This window comes from uncultured Roseobacter sp. (assembly GCF_947495275.1).
Taxonomy (GTDB): domain Bacteria; phylum Pseudomonadota; class Alphaproteobacteria; order Rhodobacterales; family Rhodobacteraceae; genus Roseobacter.
On record NZ_CANLYL010000004.1, the window covers coordinates 316,778 to 336,754 of the forward strand.

At 56.9% G+C, this 19,977-nt stretch carries 16 protein-coding genes; 3 read left to right on the plus strand and 13 right to left on the minus strand.

The annotated features are described in order from the left end of the window. Positions 1 to 24: 24 nt before the first annotated feature. From Q0802_RS10550 to sucD, 3 genes are read left to right on the plus strand one after another with little or no spacing between them, the layout of a single operon-like run. Complete coding sequence (locus tag Q0802_RS10550) at positions 25 to 966, plus strand: CoA ester lyase (RefSeq protein WP_298917605.1); 942 nt, start codon at positions 25 to 27, stop codon at positions 964 to 966. 16 nt (positions 967 to 982) lie between these two features. Then, positions 983 to 2,158: a malate--CoA ligase subunit beta gene (locus tag Q0802_RS10555; protein ID WP_298917608.1), complete on the plus strand. Its 1,176-nt coding sequence runs from the start codon at positions 983 to 985 to the stop codon at positions 2,156 to 2,158. Positions 2,159 to 2,171: 13 nt separating this feature from the next. Next, on the plus strand, positions 2,172 to 3,068 hold the full coding sequence (gene sucD / locus Q0802_RS10560) for a succinate--CoA ligase subunit alpha (protein WP_298917611.1): 897 nt from the start codon (positions 2,172 to 2,174) through the stop codon (positions 3,066 to 3,068). Positions 3,069 to 3,443: 375 nt separating this feature from the next. Here the strand turns inward: sucD and Q0802_RS10565 are convergent, their stop codons facing one another. The 13 genes from Q0802_RS10565 to Q0802_RS10625 all read right to left on the minus strand — a co-directional run bounded on the left by Q0802_RS10565 (position 3,444) and on the right by Q0802_RS10625 (position 19,871). Further along, on the minus strand, positions 3,444 to 4,079 hold the full coding sequence (locus Q0802_RS10565; RefSeq protein ID WP_298917614.1) for a response regulator: 636 nt from the start codon (positions 4,077 to 4,079) through the stop codon (positions 3,444 to 3,446). After that, a complete protein-coding gene (locus Q0802_RS10570; protein ID WP_298917617.1) occupies positions 4,063 to 6,408 on the minus strand; it encodes a cache domain-containing protein in 2,346 nt (781 codons plus the stop codon). Before Q0802_RS10570 ends, Q0802_RS10565 begins: the two co-directional genes overlap by 17 nt. 156 nt (positions 6,409 to 6,564) lie before the next feature. Next, the gene (locus Q0802_RS10575; protein WP_298917622.1) at positions 6,565 to 7,023 is read right to left on the minus strand and encodes a GAF domain-containing protein; all 459 of its coding nucleotides are present in this window, start codon (positions 7,021 to 7,023) and stop codon (positions 6,565 to 6,567) included. Between the two features lie 305 nt (positions 7,024 to 7,328). Beyond that, positions 7,329 to 8,717, minus strand: coding sequence for a PepSY domain-containing protein (locus tag Q0802_RS10580; protein WP_298917626.1), 1,389 nt, complete (start codon positions 8,715 to 8,717; stop codon positions 7,329 to 7,331). A gap of 934 nt (positions 8,718 to 9,651) precedes the next feature. Continuing rightward, positions 9,652 to 11,790 carry a bifunctional diguanylate cyclase/phosphodiesterase gene (locus tag Q0802_RS10585; protein WP_298917629.1) on the minus strand — a complete coding sequence of 713 codons (2,139 nt, stop codon included), beginning with the start codon at positions 11,788 to 11,790 and terminating at the stop codon, positions 9,652 to 9,654. A gap of 24 nt (positions 11,791 to 11,814) precedes the next feature. Continuing rightward, complete coding sequence (locus Q0802_RS10590; protein ID WP_298917632.1) at positions 11,815 to 12,450, minus strand: glutathione S-transferase family protein; 636 nt, start codon at positions 12,448 to 12,450, stop codon at positions 11,815 to 11,817. Positions 12,451 to 12,647: 197 nt separating this feature from the next. Further along, positions 12,648 to 13,100 (minus strand): carbon monoxide dehydrogenase subunit G, encoded by a 453-nt coding sequence (locus Q0802_RS10595; protein ID WP_298917635.1) that lies wholly within the window; start codon positions 13,098 to 13,100, stop codon positions 12,648 to 12,650. Positions 13,101 to 13,194: 94 nt separating this feature from the next. Continuing rightward, the gene (locus Q0802_RS10600) at positions 13,195 to 13,965 is read right to left on the minus strand and encodes an XdhC family protein (RefSeq protein WP_298917637.1); all 771 of its coding nucleotides are present in this window, start codon (positions 13,963 to 13,965) and stop codon (positions 13,195 to 13,197) included. 26 nt (positions 13,966 to 13,991) lie between these two features. Then, positions 13,992 to 15,173 (minus strand): VWA domain-containing protein, encoded by a 1,182-nt coding sequence (locus Q0802_RS10605; protein WP_298917639.1) that lies wholly within the window; start codon positions 15,171 to 15,173, stop codon positions 13,992 to 13,994. Then, positions 15,170 to 16,045 carry a MoxR family ATPase gene (locus tag Q0802_RS10610; RefSeq protein ID WP_298917641.1) on the minus strand — a complete coding sequence of 292 codons (876 nt, stop codon included), beginning with the start codon at positions 16,043 to 16,045 and terminating at the stop codon, positions 15,170 to 15,172. Before Q0802_RS10610 ends, Q0802_RS10605 begins: the two co-directional genes overlap by 4 nt. A 50-nt stretch (positions 16,046 to 16,095) precedes the next feature. Further along, the gene (locus Q0802_RS10615; protein WP_298917643.1) at positions 16,096 to 18,513 is read right to left on the minus strand and encodes an aerobic carbon-monoxide dehydrogenase large subunit; all 2,418 of its coding nucleotides are present in this window, start codon (positions 18,511 to 18,513) and stop codon (positions 16,096 to 16,098) included. Then, positions 18,510 to 19,004 carry a (2Fe-2S)-binding protein gene (locus tag Q0802_RS10620; protein ID WP_298917645.1) on the minus strand — a complete coding sequence of 165 codons (495 nt, stop codon included), beginning with the start codon at positions 19,002 to 19,004 and terminating at the stop codon, positions 18,510 to 18,512. The genes Q0802_RS10615 and Q0802_RS10620 overlap by 4 nt, the downstream gene beginning before the upstream one ends. A 12-nt stretch (positions 19,005 to 19,016) precedes the next feature. Further along, entirely contained in the window at positions 19,017 to 19,871 is an 855-nt protein-coding gene (locus Q0802_RS10625) for a xanthine dehydrogenase family protein subunit M (protein ID WP_298917647.1), read from the minus strand. Between the last annotated feature and the right edge of the window lie 106 nt (positions 19,872 to 19,977).

The window sequence follows — 19,977 nt, forward strand, 5'->3', positions numbered from 1 at the left end:
TCTCTACCAAAGGACGAAAATCTAGTGTCTCACACGTTATATCCATTGAAAAAACAACGTCTTCAACGCTCCGAACTGGCTGTGCCTGCGTCGAACCCCACAATGATCGACAAGGCGGCCAGCGGGGATGCGGATTACGTTTTTCTTGATCTTGAAGACGCAGTGGCCCCGCCGGAAAAAGAGCAGGCGCGCCGCAATGCCATTCAGGCGCTCAACGATATCGACTGGACCGCCCGGGGCAAAACCGTCTCCGTGCGCATCAACGGGTTGGACACACACTACATGTACCGCGATGTGGTCGATGTGATGGAACAGGCGGGTGACCGGGTGCACACGTTGCTGGTGCCCAAAGTTGGGGTGGCTGCTGATCTCTATATGGTCGATGCGATGGTCAACCAGATCGAACAGGCGCGCGGGTTGCGAACCCGTGTTGGTCTTGAGGCCCTGATTGAAACGGCGCTTGGCATGGCCAATGTGGAGGCGGTTGCGCAATTTGGCGGACGCCTTGAAGCGCTGCATTTCGGTGTGGCTGATTATGCCGCCTCGATGCGCGCGCGCACGGTGAATATCGGCGGGCTCAACCCGGATTACCCCGGCGATCAATGGCATGCGTCGATCACACGTATGGTCATTGCCTGCCGGGCCTATGGGTTACGGGCGATTGACGGGCCGTTTGGTGATTTCTCCGATCCCGAAGGCTACAAGGCCGGTGCACGCCGCGCGGCAGCGCTTGGGTGTGAAGGCAAATGGGCCATCCACCCCAGCCAGGTCGCTATGGCAAATGAGGTTTTCAGCCCACCGGAGACGGAGGTTTCCAAAGCCGAGCGGATCATAGAAGAGCTCAAAAAGGCCGAGACTGAAGGCAGAGGTGCTGCGTCACTCGACGGCAAGATGATCGACGCGGCGTCGGAAAAAATGGCGCGCAACGTCATTGAAGTGGCCAAGGCGATTGCAGAAAAAGTCTGATCGGGAGGACGACAGTATGGACATTCACGAACATCAGGCCAAGGAAATTCTCGCGGGCTTCGGCGTGCCGGTGCCGCGCGGTGGTGTGGCCTATTCGCCCGAACAGGCAGGCTACCGCGCCCGTGAACTGGGTGGCGACGCCTGGGTCGTCAAGGCGCAGATCCATTCGGGCGGGCGCGGCGAAGCAGGTGGCGTCAAATTCTGCAATACCGAAAACGAGGTGCGCAAATGCGCCGCGGAGCTTTTTGGCAAACAGCTTGTCACCAAACAAACCGGCCCTGCGGGCAAAGGTGTTTTTCGTCTCTGGGTGGAGGAAGCCTCTGATATCCAGCAGGAACTCTATCTTGGCTTTGTGCTCGACCGGAAAACCGAACGGATCATGATCGTGGCCTCGGCCCATGGTGGTATGGAGATCGAGGATTTGGCTGAAAAAGACCCCGATAGCCTGCGGCGTATGATCGTTGATCCGGCTGTTGGATTGGCAGAATTTCAGGCGCGTGAGCTGGCGTTCTCCCTCGGGCTCTCAGGCGGGCAGGTGGCGCAGATGGTGAACGTTCTGCGCGCCTGCTACCGCGCCTATCGCGATCTGGACGCAATGATGGTGGAGATCAATCCACTGGTGATCCGCGGCGCGGGTGAACTGGTGGCGCTGGACGCCAAGATGAGCTTTGACACCAACGCGCTTTATCGTCGTCCTGAAGTCTCCGCGTTGCGCGATCCCAGTCAGGAGGACCCGCGCGAAGCCATGGCGGCAGATAATGGGCTGGCCTACGTGGGGCTTGACGGTGATATCGGCTGCATCATCAACGGTGCCGGGCTGGCGATGGCAACGATGGACATGATCAAGCTGGCCGGTGGAGAGCCCGCCAATTTTCTGGACATCGGCGGCGGCGCGGGGCCGGACCGCGTTTGCAAGGCGTTCCGTACGGTCCTGTCTGATCCGAATGTCAGTGTGATACTTGTCAACATTTTTGCCGGAATCAACCGCTGCGACTGGATCGCCGAAGGCGTCGTTCAGGCATATCGCGAGATTGGCCTGAACTTGCCGGTCGTTGTCCGGCTTGCCGGAACCAATGTGGCGGAAGGGCAGGAAATCCTGAGGGCGTCCGGTTTACCCATCACGGCATCAGACACATTGGCCGAAGCTGCGGATGCGGCTGTGGCGATGCGTGCGCAGCCCGCAGCAGCATAGGGAGGAAGACGAGATGGCGATTTTGATTGACGAGACGACAAAGGTTGTTGTGCAGGGCATGTCGGGCCGGATTGGCAAGTTCCATGCAGCGGAAATGATTGAAAACGATACTAATGTCGTCGCCGGCGTCACGCCGGGCAAAGGCGGCACCACCGTGCTTGACCGTCCGGTCTTCAACACTGTGCGCGAAGCCGTCGAGGCAACGGGCGCCAGCGCCAGCCTGATGTTTGTTCCACCCCCTTTTGCCGCCGATGCGATGATGGAGGCGGCGGACGCTGGTATCCGAACGGCCGTTTGCGTCGCTGACGGTATTCCAGCGCAGGATATGATGCGCGTGAAACGGTTTCTTCGGCGCTATCCTCGTGACAGAAAAATGCGACTTATTGGCCCCAATTGCGCGGGCGTCATTTCACCGGGTAAGGGCTTCATGGGTATCATGCCACCCCACATCTACGCGCCTGGACGGGTTGGCATCGTCGGGCGGTCGGGAACCCTGGGATATGAAGCTGCGAGCCAGTTGCAAGCCCTTGGTATCGGGGTGTCAACATCGGTCGGTATCGGCGGCGACCCGATCAACGGCTCGTCTTTCCGTGACATTCTGGAGCTTTTCGAACACGACCCTGACACTGATGCCGTGATGATGATCGGCGAGATTGGCGGACCGCAGGAAGCCGAAGCTGCGGCCTATGTCCGAGATCACATGACGAAACCGGTCATTGCTTATGTTGCCGGGCTTTCCGCGCCGAAAGGGCGGCAAATGGGTCATGCAGGAGCGATTATTTCAGCTTTTGGCGAAAGTGCTCAAGAGAAGGTCGAAATGTTGAACGCAGTCGGCATTTCTGTCGCGCCAAACCCGTCGGCAATGGGGGCCACGGTCGCGGATGTGCTGGCGCGGCAGCAAGCGGCGTGACGGTCTCGACCACTTTATAATAAGAACCCGGAAAACAGAAAGACCCGCAGTGATATGATCACTACGGGCCTCCCATAAATATCTTGGTGCTACAAATTTCAAATCCAGCGTGCAAGCGCGTCGCAACCTGCAATGTGACCCAGGTCGCAACGCCAGTCCGGACTGCCCCAGCATTAACTGCTCGAAATCATCGTCCGGATGCGAAAAATATCATCGAGTTGCACTTCTATCGAAACTCGCTCACTCACTAACGGCTTGCACAGAACTGTGCTCACGTTTCCCTACATTCAACACTCACATCGTTAGACTTTTATGCAATGTGAGTGCGAAATCGTAAATTGGTGTGGTTACCTAGGTAGTTTTACCTATGCGCGGTCAGGGCTTCTCGAAAAGCTTCGTACTAATGCACAAATCGACCAATTCCGCGACCGAATTGACGCGCAGCTTTTCGAGAATGCGCGCCCGATGATGGTCGACCGTGCGGGGGCTGATATCGAGATGCCGTGCCACGTCCTTGCTCGACGCGCTGGACGGGTTTGACACAAGGATTTCCGCGATTTCCTTTTCCCGGTCGGTCAGCTTTTCGAAACGCTCTTTCGCATTTCGGGCCCGGTCGCGACCCCGTCGCCCCTGAGCGTCGAGTTCCAGGGCGGCGTCAATCTGTTTGATCAACACTTCCTGGCGGAAGGGCTTTTCGAGAAAATCAATCGCGCCCAACTTCATGGCCCGCACAGATTCAGGGACCCCACCGTGGCCGGTGATGAAGATTACAGGGAGCGAATAGCCACGGGTGACAAGCAATTCCTGCAATTCCAACCCCGACATTCCGGGCATGCCATAGTCGAGGATCAAACAGCCTGATTGATCAGGTCCACAGGCGTCCAGAAAATCCGTTGCAGACGAGAAGGTTTCCGTCAGGTAGCCGCGGGTACGCAGCGCCCGGGACAGCGAGGTTCGGATGTCGTCATCATCGTCGACAATAAATACGCAAGGTTCAGGCACTGAATTCATCTAGTTTCTCTTGTGCCCGTTTCGGTACCAGCGCTGGAATGGTGAAGCAAAAACGGGAGTGGCCGTTCTCGTCCGTTTGATACCAGAGCTTGCCTCCGTGCGACTCAACAATTGTGCGGCAAATCGATAATCCCAATCCCATTCCGTCCTCTTTCGTCGTCTCAAACTGCTCAAACAAATCATTGGTTGGGTCAAATCCGGGCCCTGTGTCCACCACGTCGATCATGACGCCGTTGTCTATGTTGCTCGCCGACAGCGTTATTTGTCGTGCGTCGCCGCCACCTTCCGCGATGGCTTCAATCGCGTTCCGCAGAAGGTTCACCAGAACTTGTGCGATCTGCACACGTGATCCGTAGACAGGGTCCACGCCGGACGCTGCCGTCGTGATGTGAACGCCGTGCTCCTTGGCTTCCGAACGCATCAACTGCAGGGTTTGTTCCAGAAGTTCTTCAAAATCAAATTCGGCCTTTTCAGCCCCGTCTTTCTTGACAAACCCCCGCAGCGCCTTGATAATGTCGCCCGCGCGGTGGGCCTGATTGTCGGTTTCCTGAAGAATGGTTTCGAGATCCGCGATGTCGCCCGCGTTCTCCTTCAGAAGGAAAAGCGCGCTATCCATGTTCTGGGTGATCGCGAGGAGCGGCTGATTCAGCTCATGAGCCAGACTTGTTGCCATCTGACCCATGGCATTAACACGCGACGAATGGGAGAGATCCCAATTGAGCTGCTGTATTTTGCGCTCAGATGCCTTGCGTTCGGTGATGTCATCTACGGTTACAACCGCGTGCAAAGGCGTGCCAGCATCATCACGGATCACGATGACGTTTTCACTGACCCAGATAACACCGCCGTCTTTGCGCAAAAGACGCTTTTCATGGAGGTACTCGGACCTCGTGTTGCCGCGATCTTCGAAGAAAAATGCAGCAACCGGATCATCAGGATGAGAGATATCATGGGCCGTCAGTTTCAGGATTTCAGCATCGGTATAGCCCAACATATCTGCAAACCGCGCGTTCACCCGTGTGATCTGACCGGTCTTGGCCTGCATCTGAGCCATGCCCCTGGACGCCAAATCGAAAGTGCGGCCGAATTCTGCTTCGGATTTCTTGCGCTCGGCAATTGCCTGCACAAGCGTCTTATTTGCCCGTTCCAATTCGCGGTAGGTATTGGGAAGTGGTTCAGAGGCGGAAACCTCACCTTGAGACACCAATGACGATCTTACCGCAAAGGCGCGTACGGGTTTGTGGATGTAGTTCGCCAAAACCAATCCGAAAATTCCGGAAATGAGGGCAATCGTCGCAGCGATCCACACGTTTTGCGTCCGGTTCGCTTTGATCTGACCGGTGAAATCCGCCTCAGGCGCATAGACGGCAATGGTCCAGGGCAATTCTTCGCTGATGACAGGCATGACCGTCGACACGTAGGTCGACCCGCCATAGTCAAATCTGGACGAAATCTCGCGGTCTACGGACAGATCAGTAGCGTTTTTCAGATGCCCGAAAGCGGCCCGGGCGACCGGGTCTCCGATCTCGGAGATATTGACGAAACGGAAGGTGCCATCAGCGTTCCTGGTGCGGATCAGTTCTTGATTTGGGTGCGCAATCACATCGCCGTTTCTGTTCAGAATCAACGCGCTACCGCTTTTGCCTACATTCAGCCTTGAGAGGAATTCAGAGATCGCGTCAATTTCGATATCCACCCCGACGACGCCGCGCAGATTGCCAAGAGTGTCAAAGACCGGCGATGCGGCGGTGATGCCCGGGGTTTGTGAGGTGAAGAAGATGTAGGGGTCGGTCCAGATGCTTCCCTGCTGATCGCTGGCTGTCTGATACCAGGGCCTGCTCCGGGGATCGTAGGTATCACTGGGATCGTTGCGCTGCTCCACGATAGAATATGAATTGTCGCGCCAAATCAGATCGGTGAAACGATCACCTTCCTTCCACATGATCATTTTGGAGCGGAAAGGCCCCGGGCCGCCACTGCGCATCACATAGACAAAATTGCCCGTCTGATCCCCATAAAAGACACCGGCAAACTGCGGAGATATCTGAAGCTGCTGAAACAGCAGCTTTTCCAGCTGCTCAAAGTTGTCGCTGGAAATGACCTCGCTTTCGGCAAGTCGCGTTGCAAGTTCCGCAGCACCCCTCGCCGGTTTCAGGAACCCCTTAGAGTGTTCAATGGTGTTCGTGCCCACGTCGCTCAGCAGATCGCGCGCGTGCGTCAGCAAAACCTTTTCCGAGGTGAGAAAGGAGGAGAAGACCACAATCGTGACCGCGATGAACTGCAGACCGGCAAGGCAAAGAGCCAAGACCATTCCAAGTGAAATTCTCATGCAGACGACAGCCCCTCAATTCCATCGACGTAGTGAATGCCAATGGTGCCGGGGAACTGGATTATGATCAATAGTGTTCCGACCGTCGAGAAACAGGGTTGGAGAAAAGGCCGCAGGCTCATGAGCATTATCAGAAACAAGGTTTTTTATAATCAACTACCTTGTGCCACATATTTTCGACAGCCACACGGGGCAGCTTTCGATTTGAGCGACAATTCGCTCTAAGCGACTGATGTCGCAACTATTCCATTTCCGTGCCTTGGCGTCGATGGCACAGACAACCGCCAGAACCTGTGCTGTTTCGCAGCGGACCGGAGCGCCGATAAAAGCCGTCATACAGTGGCCCGACAGAATTTCCTGACGACGCACCAATGGATGCGCATAAAGATCATCAATGGCCAGTAATCGCCCAATTTCACGAACGTGGCATGCCAATGAAAAGGCCTGATCACGCATAATCTGGTCATGTTTTTGGGCGGGTGTTGGTGCAGGAGCGGTATTTTCAACCTCATTTCGATGAAACAGGAAGATAAAGGCACCGGTGGTAGTCAGCGTTTTTGAGATTGTGTGAGTGTTTATCAGATGTAAGGGCGCTGCTTTTTTTCGACGCTGCAAGAGCCGTCGCTGCAATGCAACGAGGCCGCCAAGCGCTTCGGATGAAGCAGGCAATCTGCCGGGTTTCTTTTTATCGTGGACAGGCAACACCGGGCTCCGAATGAAAGCGAAGGACATCGGATTATGCCTTGATACGGACTTGTTGAGTATTGGGGCTTTTACCTAGGCAATTCTACGCAATCGCGTGGAAAAAGCCTGTTTTTGTATATTTTGACGTCAGGGCGCTGGTCGGTTTTCTGTTCAGATAAAAATTTTGCGAAAAAGGGGCCGTGCCACACCGATCTTCGTGGCGCGGCCCATGGTTATCAATTCAGAAGCTGGCGGAGAAAGGGGAGCCGAGAAAGCACCAGCGCATCAACTGCGAGTGCTGCAAACAGCGCGACCCCGGCCATAGGAAAAGCCAAGGAAACACCCAGTCCTACCAGCACCGCGCCCTGCCAGAGGGGCATGTCGCGGGGTAAGGGAGGCGCTGCCAGCCGCGAGCTGCCGATCGGTCTGCGTTTCCACCACAGAACAACCGAGCTGACACAGAGAAACAGCACGCAAAGGCACATAAGGGTGTTGGCGAGCACGCTCCACAAACCCAGGGTGCCCATATGCAGGGCGATGCCAACCGCCATGGCTTTGCCCGCCCATGAGTAATCCGTGTACTTGACGTCAGCCAGGATATTCCCGGTGTATTGATCAACATGAACCGTGCGATCAGACATCGGATCGGTACTGTCCGTGCTCATGGAATCGCGACTCAGGGTCCAGACACCGGACGCTGATTGCGGCAGGTTAAGCTGGTATCTTGCGTCAAAACCGATCGTGCGGGCCAAGGTATCAATGCTGTCAATTGTGACAGGGGCTTCTGCGACGCCGGCCACGCCTTGGTCGCTTCCGGATACGGGCATCGGTGTCAGTTCTAAAGCCCAGGGGACCTCGCGGCGCGCGTGATTCATATTTGCGTGAGTTTCGTCTGAAAGGGGTACGTTGTCCCATTTTTCAGCGGGGAACTGGCTCCAGGCCTGTACCATCTTGCCGCCCCAGATACCTGCCCATGCAAGGCCTGAGATCAGGAAAAACACCAGAAAGACAGACAACCATATACCGGTCACACCATGCAATGACTTCCATAAGCCGCGACCCCTGGAGAGTGTCGGAATCAGTGCAACCCGCCATCCGGCCTTGCGGGGCCACCACATGTAGAGACCTGTGGCAACCAGAACGAGCGTGAGCGACGCTGCCGTTTCCAACAGACGGTCGCCAGTGACGCCCAGCATCAGGCTGCTGTGAATGCTGTCAGCAAAGTCATACCAACCGCTGCGCCGTGGAAAAGTTTCCAACACCTGGGCCGTGTAGGGGTCGACGGCGATCATGATGGCATCGTCAGCCCTATCGACACGGAAGAGCGCTGCAACATCGGTGGTTCTGGGCGCCACATACTGTTTCAGCGTCCCGTCTGGGATGGCCGCAAGTGCCGCTTCTGCCTGAACGGAGACCGGCAGGGTGATCTCTTGCGGAAAGACGGGGGTGCGTTCCCCATCCCGACCGTCAATCCAGGCGATCCAGAGCATGGCCATGCCGGTAACGGCCAGAATTGCGAGGAAAGGGATGACGCAGAGGCCTGCATAGAAATGCCATCGCCAGGCAGCAAAGTAGAGTTTGTTAACGCCGTCATCCTGCGGCGCATTGGTGTCGATAGTTGTCATTGGAAGCTCCAAGCCATAAAGGGCCCGCGTTCTGCGGGCGTGTTTTAATCTGAATTTTGAATCGAGTTCAGGCTTGGGGCGGCGCGCGGGTTTGTTGCGCCGGATCCAATGGTTTGGCGTGATGTCGAAGCTGTGCGCGGAGGCGCATGCGTTGGATATGGGCCGTGACCTTGAGACGGAATTCGGACATGTTGCGTGCCGCAAGTGCGCTATCCATCAGCCTGCAAGCGTCGCAGTCCCGCGTTGTTCGATGAGGATCGCCTTCGAGATCGCCACAGATATCCGATAAAGAACCGCCAGCCTGCAGATAAGCGGTGAAAGACGGGTCCAAATCCGTTGGAGCGCTTTCGTGGACGATTCCAAGTGATGCCGTCGCAAGTATCAGCACTGTAGCGAGAAGAAAATTGGAGAAGGTGCAGAAGGCCGGATGCATGCGCTATCGGATATTGCGATTCTTCACCCCCTTTCCAGAGCGAAGTTTGGCCCTGCATTGGTATGACGAATTGCGTTGTCTCAGTTTCGTGGAAACGGTACCAGTACGAAGTTAACTATGACTTCTAGTTATATGATTAAGAACATTTTTATGAGACATAGCGAGATTTTTCATGGGGCACAGATGAGCGCAGTCACTTTTTCGATTAGGCAGCCACCGGCTTAAATTCGCTTACCCGGGCCCGCTGTGACATTCAACGCAACGCGCAGGGCTTTCACGGCATTGGCGATGATCGCCGTAGTTCTCGCGTTTTTGCTGAGAGATGTCCGCATTGTGTGACGTAAGCCATGTTGCCAGAGTTCTCTGGGTTAAGATGATTGTGCTGTCTCTTGACGACGTGGCTTAATGAGAAAACCTTGCCAGGTGATGCACCGACATAGATCAGGATGGGTGGGCTGGGAAAGCTGACGCAGGACTCGGCCCTTGATCGTGGCCGAAATTTCAGCGGTTTCCATGTGCCAATTTTTTGAGGGTCAAGTTGGAAGTATCAGTAGCGCTGCAACTCCCAAATGTGATCGGGTTGTTGTTGAGGCGTTCCGTGGTCGCCTCAAAAGCCTCCAGAGGCACTGGTTCGGTGAAATAGTAACCCTGAACCTGCTCGCATCCCGAGGCGGTGAGCTGTTCGATTTGTTCTGCGGTTTCAACGCCTTCCGCCACGGTGGAAACACCGATCTGTGCGGCCATCGTCAGGATTAGCTGAATGATGGGGATCGTATCCGGCAACTGATCGACAAAGGATTTGTCGATCTTGAGGCAGTTCAAAGGGAAACGAGTGATATAAGACAGGTTCGAGTAACCTGTACCAAAATCGTCGATGGCAATTCGGAAACCCAAATCCGTTATGGTTCGGAGCTTTTGAGCGATCATTTCGAGATCACCAATCAAGGCGGTTTCAGTAATTTCCAGCTCAATGTAGCCATGGGGAAAATCTGGCCGCTGGGCGAAGGAGCGCAGCGTTTCCATTAGCTGATCGCCCGAGAATTGGCGGGGCGACACATTGATCGACAATCCAATATCCAGTCCGGTCCGATGCCATTCAATCGCCTGATGGCAACCTTCCTCCAGAACGAACTGCCCCAAAGTTTCAATGATCCCGGTTTCTTCGCAGATTGGAATGAATTTACCCGGCAAGATCAGCCCGCGTTCGGGATGGTTCCACCGAACCAGCGCTTCCGCAGAAACGACCCGGTTGCTGCGCAGATCGAACCTGGGTTGAAAGTAAAGGACGAACTCTCGATTTTCCAGGGCACGCATGAGCTCAATTTCGAGCTGATTGCGTTCAGATGCCTCGGTTCCCATTTTCTCATCAAAAAACAAGAACTTGTTCCTGCCGCCCTGTTTGGAGGCATAGAGCGCGACATCAGCCCGCTGAACGGCATCCATGATGTTTTGATCGTCGGGTTTGATCATGGCGACACCGATGCTGATGGAGACATTCAGCAGGGTCGCTTCATATACCATGGGCTTGTTAATGGCGCGCCTCAGATGGTCAATTCTCTCGACCAACTGGTCGTCCTGCGCCACGTTCTTCAACAAAATGACAAATTCATCGCCACCCATACGCGCCAGAATATCCTGGTCACTTAGCTCCTCGTTGAATCTGGAGACCAGTTCTTTCAAGACCGCATCACCCATTTCGTGTCCAAAGCGATCATTGATCTGCTTGAAACGATCCACATCGAGATAAAGTAGAGCATAGGTCGTTGTCTTGTTCTTCTCCTCCAGCTCTTCCAATCGGGTCTGAATGAAAGATCGGTTGAAACAGCCTGTCAATTGGTCGCGTTCTGCAAGGTAGTGTGCTTGGTCACGTGCGTTTTTCAATTCGCTTACATCTATCGCGGTCACCAGAATGGCCGGGCTGCCTGTGACAGCATCAGAGCACCGTTTGGCTGAAATATCATACCAACGTGGATCCGTCGCCGTTTGAACCAACGCAACCCGCCGGTTTTCCCCATTTTCGTCCAATGTCGCATCTAAGGAATCGTAGTCCACAGGGTCGGTGAACATATCCGAAAATCTGGCCATAGACCGTGGTATTGCGTTGCGCGCGGCGGGGTTCATGTAAAGCGCTGGCCCATCAACATCAAACAACATGATCATCACATCGGTATGAAGCAGGGCTTCCGCGCTTCTGAGGTTTTCGGGCAGGTCTTCGACGCTGCCGGTTGCCTCGCATTGCATCGCCATACGACCATCGGCCAACCGGAAACCGGAAAAAACCACCATGACGGTCTCTGGCTTCCCGTTTGGATAGAGGGTCCAGAGCTCGTTGAAGCTCGCGTTATGTTCTTCGAAATCAATCTGATACTGCTTGAGGCGCGCGGAAACAGCTGACGACATGCCTTTCGACATGTCGCGTGCGCACAAGGCCTCCTCGCTGTCAGCCTGCCAGAGTTCATAAGCAGGCGTGTTGGCGTGAACGACACGTGCATTGTCAATGTCATAGATCCAGACAGCAGTGCGCAGATTACGTGCGGCCTGAAACTGATCTATGGCGTTGTCAGTGGGGGGAGGGTCGTCGGCCGCACACTCCAGGTCCGCGGGCATGCGAACGCGGGGCGCCTTGTTACCTTCTCCCATTTTGCCCACTCCGGACTGTTTCGGTTAAGCAGCCGCCGAAGCCGAATGGCCCAGTGCGACCAGCGGGCGATAGTTATCAGTGGCGGCGACATCATCGATCCAGCGTGCAATGGCGGGATAATCTTCCAAGGTTAGACCGGCCTCTTCAAGCACGTGGGTATATCCGTAAATCGCGATATCAGCGATGGAGTACCCCGAGGACAATACAAACTTGCGCTCAGACAGATGCGCCTCAAGGCGCATCAGGCCGTTCAATGCGTTGTCCTGCCAAACCGCAATATCGGATGCGCGTTCTTCGCGTTGCTGCGGCAGAATAGTGGTAAAAAACCGCGCGGGAGAGATGAAAGGCTCCAGTTTGGATTGCTCGAAAAACATCCATTGCAACGCCTCGGCACGTTCATCGCGCGATTGCGGCATGAGGTGGGTGTCTTCGGCAATGTGCCACAACATGGCATTGCTTTCACCGATCCCAAATCCTGTTTCTGTCACAAGGTAGGGAACGACACCCAGCGGGTTGACCTTCAGATATGAAGGCGATTTCTGCTCGCCCGCCAGCACATCGATAATTTTCAGTTCAAAGGCGCGATCCAACTGATGAAACGCGAGCCAAGGCTTGAAACAGTTTCCTGATCCCAGGCAGGCATAGAGTTCCGGTGTCATAAATGGTCTCCAACGGCAGTTTTGAACTCCCGATATGGAAAACCAACCCTAACATTTCTTAAATGACCGTCTGAAACGGGGAGGGATGGTTAATGATTTCAGAAGGGGAAATTTGCAGTTTGTATAAAATCTGGCGTTGTCTATTAGCCATGATCCGAAGCGGTAATCCCGGTGGACGCGCCCGTGCTGCAAACCCTTCAGGATACCCGTTCTTCGTCCAGAATCTCCGCAAAATTCTTGAACAACTTGGCTGCGAGCTTCTTGGCTGTGCTCTGAACCAGGCGACTGCCAAGCTGCGCCAGCTTACCGCCTATTTGAGCAGAAGCATCATAGCGCAGAAGCGTGTCTTCTCCGTCTTCTTCCAAGGTGACATCGGCACCGCCCTTTGCAAACCCGGCAACGCCACCATCGCCCTGACCCAAAAGGGAAAAATGATCCGGTGCCCGGGATTTATCGAGCGCGACTTCGCCAGAAAACTTGGCTTTTACAGGCCCCACTTTGAGTACCACCCGCGCTCTGAGTTCCGTGTCAGAATGCTGTGTCAGCTCTTCGCAACCTGGAATGCACTGTTGCAGGATATCCGGGTCGTTGAGCGCGGCATAGACACGCGCTTTGGGGGCTTTGATGACAATTTCGTCGGTCAGTTTCATGAGTTTTCCTTAGTTAACCGATGTGTTCAGCCGTCTCGGCGGACGCGTGCGCTTGCCGGGTTGGACATTAGAGAAGTTAATGGGTGCCATGATCTCAACCACTCACCGGATCGCCCGTTAAGGTTTGACGTCTGATCTGCGTGAGGTCGGCCAGAATAGCCAAGGCAATCTCTTCGGGTGTTACGGCACCGATGTTAAGCCCTGCCGGTGCTTGCACCTTGTCGATGCGATGGCGTGGTATATCATCAGTATCAAGCTTCTCTGTCAGCGAGGCATATTTCATCCGGCTGCCAACAAATGCCAGGTGCTCAACCTCTTGGGTGAGTGCCCTTCGCAGGGCGGCCAGATCTCCTTGACCTTGTGTGGCAATTACGATCACGCGTCGTCGACCTGGCACTGCCTTGGGCAGCGTGTCCTCTGAAGACAAAGCGTTGACGTCCCAATCAAACTGCGTCGCAAGTTGATTGAGAGCCGTTGCCACGGGTGACGCACCAAAAATCACCAGCTCGGGACGGGGCAGGCACGGTTCGACGAAGATATCGATCGTGCCCCTGGAAGGGCAGCCATTGCGTGCAAATTTCACGCCCTCCACTTCATCGCCTGCGGTCAGTCCTTTTTCGGAGAGAACATCGTCGGGAGCGATGGAAATCAATTGCGGCGCGTTCTCTGAAAAGGCCTTGAGCGTGGCTTTCGTTACGGCACCGCGCGTGCAGCCGCCGCCAAGCCATCCGTGCAGAATGGTGCCATCGCGGCGCAAAAGCGCCTTTGCGCCCGGTTTGGCAGCGGTGGCACCGGCTGTCCGCACGATCGTGGCCACGGCAAAGGGCTCTTCGCGCAGGCGCAGGTCTTCAAGTGCATCGGACATTTGCGGATCAAGGAGCTCTTTTGGCATCATATGCGTACCAGCTCCGGCTCCAGCGCCGCCAGATCGTCCAGCGTATTGGCTGCTTTGAACAGATCAAGATGGGGCAGGGCGGCGGCCATCCCGCGCGCTGTCGCTTCGTATTCCTGCCATCCTTTCAGAGGGTTAAGCCAGATGACTTTGCATCCGCGCTTTTTCAGCCGCGCGAGGGCTGCGGACAAAACTTCCGGCGCGTCGGTGTCATAGCCGTCCGACAAGATCAGAACGACAGTGCGCCCATCGACGAACCGTTTTGCATAGCTGTCGGCAAATTGGCCAAGGCTACCGCCGATCTTCGAGCCCCCGGCAAAACCATCCGCCATCAGCGACATGCGTGCCAGCGCCCGCAGTGCGTCCTTGTCGCGCAGCGCATCGGTGATGCGCACAAGGCGGGTATGAAAAAGATAGGCGTCGGCGGTCGGATCCGCCCGCATCAACCCGGCCAGAAAGGCCAGAAACACCTGTGCATAGACCGACATGGAGCCTGAGACATCACAGATCGCCGCTATTTTTCGACTGCGGTCGGGGCGATGTTTCAGGGGCAGCTGAAAGGGCTCACCCCCCGAGGCGAGGCTTTGGCGGATCACCTTGCGAAAATGCAATCGGTCGCCTTTGCGCGCGGCCCTGCGCCGACGCGAGCGCCGGTCCCGCAAGGCCGCGCCCAGCCGTCGGGCGACCTGTTCCGCTGCCTTGATGTCGGCAGGCTGCACCAGATCACGCAGGTCCTTTTTCATCAGATTGGTAACCTCGGTGGCAATCAGCTTGCCTTGTCCGCCCGCCTCCGACCTGCCTGATCCGGCGTCGGGTGACGTTGCTTCCCCGCCGCCCGACCGGGCTTCGCCTTGCGCGCTGCGCGACGAATGAACATGGTTTTTGGCGCTAATGCCCGAGGTGGGCGCGATCTTGCGTTTGACCCTGCCGCCGTTCAGCCAGAAGCTGTCGAAAAGCGCGTCGAAACGGTCCACATCCTCCTTGCAGCCGGTGCAAATTGCCCGTAGCGCCAGCCTGCTCTGCTCCGGCCGTGTTGCCTTGATCTGACAGAGGGCGCTCAGGGCCAGATCGGTCTCTGCCACACCCAGACGCAGGCCGTTTTCGCGCAGATGCGCCAGAAATCCGCTGATACGTGCCGCCGGTCCGGGATCACGGGCGGAAAACCTTGTGACCCGGCTCATGCGGCGCGCCCGGCGATGCGTTGGGCCACTTCGGTGGTGATATTGGCCTGATCGCTTTGAGTTTTCAGCAGGGTGGTCAGGCTGGCCTGCAACACTGCCGGATCCGCCGTCAGATCAGCGACACCAAGGCCCATCAGAGCCGCCGCGAAATCCAGTGTTTCCGCAATGCCGGGTGTCTTTTCCAACTCTTCTTTGCGAATATTTTGAACGAAACCAATGACCTGCGCGGCGAGTTCCATCTCAATTTCCGGGCAGCGCGCCGCGAGAATGGCCAGTTCCGTGGGTCGATCCGGATAGTCCACATAGGTATAAAGACAGCGCCTGCGCAGCGCATCCGACAGATCGCGCGTGCCGTTGGAGGTCAGCACCACAATGGGCTGCGTCACCGCCTTGATGGTTCCAAGTTCGGGGATGGTGATCTGATAATCGGCCAGTATTTCCAGCAGATAGGCCTCAAATTCCTCATCGGCGCGGTCAATTTCGTCGATCAGCAGAACCGGTGGTTTTTCCTGTCGGATGGCGGCCAGAAGCGGGCGCTCCAGCAGGAAATCTTCGGAAAAAATGCGCGCTTCGACGCTGGATCCGGTTTCACCATGTTCCGCAGCGGCCCGGATGCTGAGAAGCTGGCGCTGATAGTTCCATTCGTAAATTGCCTGTGCTGCATCCAGCCCTTCGTAGCATTGCAGACGCAGCAACCGCGTGTCCTGAACGGCGGCCAGCACGCGCGCGACTTCGGTCTTGCCAACCCCGGCGGCCCCTTCCAGCAACATGGGCCGGCCCAGTGTCAGTGCCAGATGAAGGGCGACTGCGAGGTCATCTGAGGCGACATACCCTTGTGTCGCCATGTCGGATTGCAGGTCAGTCCAGGCCATGATCACGTCTCTTGAAAAGGGGGGCGGATAGCGTGACCCGCCCTGACAGCTTAATCGTGCAGCCCAAGATCATTGGCGATCTTCCAGATGCGCCAGTGATCATGCGGCATATGTGCCTGACGCAGCCCGAAAGCGCGGAAGGCATCATGCACCGCATTGGAGAACGCCGGAACACCACCCACATTGGGGCTCTCCCCAACGCCTTTTGCGCCAATCGGATGATGCGGCGAGGGCGTTTCGGTGTGATCGGTGACATAGTTGGGCGTCTCCCAGGCGGTGGGGATGAAGAAATCCATCAACGTGCCGGTCTTGCAATTGCCCAGATCATCATAGGCAATCTCCTGACCCATCGCGATGGCCAGCGCTTCGGTCAGCCCGCCATGTACCTGTCCTTCGATCACCATCGGGTTGATCCGGGTGCCGCAATCGTCCAGCGCATAGAATTGCCGGATGTCGGTAGTGCCGGTGTCCACATCTACATCCATCACGCAGACATAGGCGCCAAAGGGATAGGTCATATTGGGCGGGTCGTAATAGCTGACCGCCTCCAGCCCCGGCTCTATCCCTGGGATCGCCTGATTGTAGGCGGCGTAGGCTATTTCCTTCATGGTCTTGAAGCGTTCCGGCGCGCCTTTCAGCACAAAGCGGTCCACATCGAATTCCACGTCATCGTCATGCACCTCCAGCAGATAGGCCGCGATCATCTGGGCCTTGGCGCGGATTTTGCGCCCTGCCAGCGCCGTGGCGGCCCCCGCAACCGGGGTAGAGCGCGACCCGTAGGTGCCCAAGCCATAAGGTGCGGTATCTGTGTCGCCTTCCTCGATGGTGATCGAATCCGCCGGAATACCGGTTTCGGTGGCCAGAATTTGCGCAAATGTCGTGGCGTGACCCTGCCCCTGACTGATGGTGCCGAGCCGCGCGATGGCGGAACCTGTCGGGTGAATTCTGATCTCGCAACTGTCGAACATGCCCATGCCCAGAATATCGCAATTCTTGACCGGTCCGGCCCCGACGATCTCCGTAAAGAAACTGAGGCCGACACCCATAAGCTTGCGCGTCTCGCCACGTTTGAACGCTTCGACCCGTTCGGCCTGTTCGCGGCGCAGATCGTCATAGCCAACCGACGAGAGCGCCTTGTCCCAGGCGGTGTGGTAGTCGCCTGAATCGTATTCCCAGCCCAGAGCGGACTGATAGGGGAACTGATCCTTGCGGATAAAATTGATCCGGCGCAGTTCCGCCGCATCCATGTTCAGCTCCATCGCCAGCACTTCGATCATGCGTTCGATGAAATAGGCGGCTTCCGTCACCCGGAAGGAACAGCGATATGCGACGCCGCCCGGAGCCTTGTTGGTATAGACGCCATCGACGCCCACATAGGCCACCGGAATGTCGTAAGACCCCGTGCAGATGTGGAAGAACCCGGCGGGGTATTTGGTGGGATCGGCACAGGCGTCAAAGGCTCCGTGATCGGCTGTCACATGGCAGTGCAACCCGGTGATCTTGCCCCCCTTGGTGGCGCTGATCTTGCCCTTCATCCAATAGTCGCGGGCAAAGGCTGTGGCCATCAGGTTTTCCATCCGGTCTTCCACCCATTTGACCGGCTGGCCCGTCACGATGGAGGCGACGATGGAGCAGACATAGCCGGGGTAGACGCCGACCTTGTTGCCGAAACCGCCCCCGATATCGGGGCTGACCACGCGGATATTGTGTTCCTCAATGCCCGAGAGCAGTGAGGCGACCGTGCGCACTACATGCGGGGCCTGAAACGTGCCATAAAGCGTCAGCTTGCCGTTGACCTTATCCATGGAGGCCACCGCGCCGCAGGTTTCCAGCGGGCAGGGGTGGGTGCGGTGGTAATAGACCATCTCTTCGGCCACGACCTCGGCGCTGTCGATCACCTCCTCCGTCGCCGCCTTGTCGCCTTCTTCCCACAGGAAGATGTGGTTGTGATGGCGGCGCGGACCATGGGCGCCATCGGCCCCGTCCTCAAGGTCCTCGCGCAGCACCGTGTCCGATTTTATTGCTTCGAACGGGTCGATCAGAACGGGCAGTTCTTCGTAGTCAACCTCGACCAGCTCCACGGCATCAGCGGCGACATAGCGGTCGCGCGCCACCACAAAGGCCACTTCCTGCCCTTGAAACAGCACCTTGCCGTCGGCCAGCACCATCTGTTTGTCGCCTGCCAGCGTCGGCATCCAGTGCAGCGACAAAGGCTCCAGATCCTTAGCGGTCAGAACGGCCACAACACCGTCCAGTGCCATCGCCGCATCTATGTTGATCGATTTGACGCGCGCATGCGCATAGGGCGAGCGCACGAAATCGCCGTGCAGCATGCCGGGCAATTTGATGTCGTCAACGTAGTTGCCCTTGCCTTGGGTGAAACGCACGTCCTCGACGCGTTTGCGGGCGCAGCCCATGCCCTTGAGGTTGGCGACGCGCTCTTCGCGGTTGTCCACTTCGTCCTTCATTCTGCGGCCTCCTTTGAAGCATTCATCTGCGCCGCAGCGGCCAGAATGGATTTCACGATGTTCTGATAGCCTGTACAGCGGCAAAGGTTGCCCGCCATGCCAAACCGCACCTCTTCTTCCGTCGGGTTCGGGTTTTCCTCCAGCAACTTGTGCGCCCGGGTGATCATTCCCGGCGTACAGAACCCGCATTGCAACCCGTGGTGTTCGCGGAAGGTTTCTTGCAGGACATGCAGCGCATCAGGGCTGCCCAACCCTTCGATGGTGGTTACCTCCGTGCCATTGGCCTGACCCACAAACATGGTGCAGGATTTCACGGATTTGCCGTTCACGATCACCGTGCAGGCACCGCAATGGGAGGTTTCGCAGCCCACATGCGGGCCGGTCAGGTTCAACCGCTCGCGCAGCGCGTAGATGAGCAGTTCGCGCGGCTCGGCGAGGAATTCCGCGTCCTGCCCATTCACGGTGAGTTTCACATGCATCTTGTCTGGCATTTCGCTTCCTTTCTATGCGCGCGCCCAGGCGCTCTGGATCGCGCGGGTCAGGATCACGCCAGCCACATGGCGCTTGAAGGCGACGGGGCCGCGGTTGTCTTCGGTGGGGTCGATGTCGGCAAGCGCGGCCTCAACGGCGGCCTTGATGGCCGTTTCGTCGACGGAGGTGCCCTGCAAAGCAGCACCTGCCGCTTGCGACCAGACCGGAACGTCGCTGAGATTGGTCATGGCAATGGAGGCGGCAGTACATTGCGCGCCCTCCTTGCCTAGCTGGACGGCGGCGGCGGCGGTCGCATAATCGCCGATTTTACGTTTTTGCTTTTCATAGGCGTACCCGCCCGCGGGCGCGGCAAAGGAGACGGAGGTCAGAACCTCTTCATCCGCGCGCTCGGTCATATAGGCGGCCTCGTAAAAATCGCGCGCCGCAACGCTGCGTTCACCGTCAGGACCGACAAGAGTGAATTGCGCATCAAGGCACTGCATCAGCCCGGGCATGTCATTGCCGGGATCGCCATTGGCGACATTGCCACCGAGCGTCCCCATATAACGCACCTGCGGATCAGCGATCTGCAAGGCCGCCTCGCGCAGAATGGGCGCGGCCTCGGCCAGCCCCGCGTGATCAATCAGATCGGCCTGCGTCGCCATGGCCCCGATGCGGATGGTGCCGCCTTCTATCGATATGCCGTCAAGACCGGCCACGTCTTGCAAATCAATCAGGTGCGGCACCTCTGCCATGCGCAGTTTCATCATCGGGATCAGGCTGTGCCCACCCGCCATCACGCGCGCATCGTCTCCATGTTCTTCGAGCAGGGCGATCACGCCCGCGATGTCCGTGGGCCGGTAATAATCGAACGGCGCTGGAATCATTGCTACACCTCCCTCGTATGCAATTTGTCTGGCTGAGGAGCAGGCTGCATCGTCGCGCCGCCACCTGCCTGTGCAATTCAATGAGCAGGGCTCAATTTTTCACGAA

What these genes read in the sequence shown, in the direction of transcription:
- Q0802_RS10555 (WP_298917608.1), top strand. Translation starts at nt 983, where the DNA reads ATGGACATTCACGAACATCAGGCCAAGGAAATTCTCGCGGGCTTCGGC.
- sucD (WP_298917611.1), top strand. Translation starts at nt 2,172, where the DNA reads ATGGCGATTTTGATTGACGAGACGACAAAGGTTGTTGTGCAGGGCATG.
- Q0802_RS10565 (WP_298917614.1), bottom strand. Translation starts at nt 4,079, where the DNA reads ATGAATTCAGTGCCTGAACCTTGCGTATTTATTGTCGACGATGATGAC.
- Q0802_RS10570 (WP_298917617.1), bottom strand. Translation starts at nt 6,408, where the DNA reads ATGAGAATTTCACTTGGAATGGTCTTGGCTCTTTGCCTTGCCGGTCTG.
- Q0802_RS10580 (WP_298917626.1), bottom strand. Translation starts at nt 8,717, where the DNA reads ATGACAACTATCGACACCAATGCGCCGCAGGATGACGGCGTTAACAAA.
- Q0802_RS10585 (WP_298917629.1), bottom strand. Translation starts at nt 11,790, where the DNA reads ATGGGAGAAGGTAACAAGGCGCCCCGCGTTCGCATGCCCGCGGACCTG.
- Q0802_RS10590 (WP_298917632.1), bottom strand. Translation starts at nt 12,450, where the DNA reads ATGACACCGGAACTCTATGCCTGCCTGGGATCAGGAAACTGTTTCAAG.
- Q0802_RS10595 (WP_298917635.1), bottom strand. Translation starts at nt 13,100, where the DNA reads ATGAAACTGACCGACGAAATTGTCATCAAAGCCCCCAAAGCGCGTGTC.
- Q0802_RS10600 (WP_298917637.1), bottom strand. Translation starts at nt 13,965, where the DNA reads ATGTCCGATGCACTTGAAGACCTGCGCCTGCGCGAAGAGCCCTTTGCC.
- Q0802_RS10605 (WP_298917639.1), bottom strand. Translation starts at nt 15,173, where the DNA reads ATGAGCCGGGTCACAAGGTTTTCCGCCCGTGATCCCGGACCGGCGGCA.
- Q0802_RS10610 (WP_298917641.1), bottom strand. Translation starts at nt 16,045, where the DNA reads ATGGCCTGGACTGACCTGCAATCCGACATGGCGACACAAGGGTATGTC.
- Q0802_RS10615 (WP_298917643.1), bottom strand. Translation starts at nt 18,513, where the DNA reads ATGAAGGACGAAGTGGACAACCGCGAAGAGCGCGTCGCCAACCTCAAG.
- Q0802_RS10620 (WP_298917645.1), bottom strand. Translation starts at nt 19,004, where the DNA reads ATGCCAGACAAGATGCATGTGAAACTCACCGTGAATGGGCAGGACGCG.
- Q0802_RS10625 (WP_298917647.1), bottom strand. Translation starts at nt 19,871, where the DNA reads ATGATTCCAGCGCCGTTCGATTATTACCGGCCCACGGACATCGCGGGC.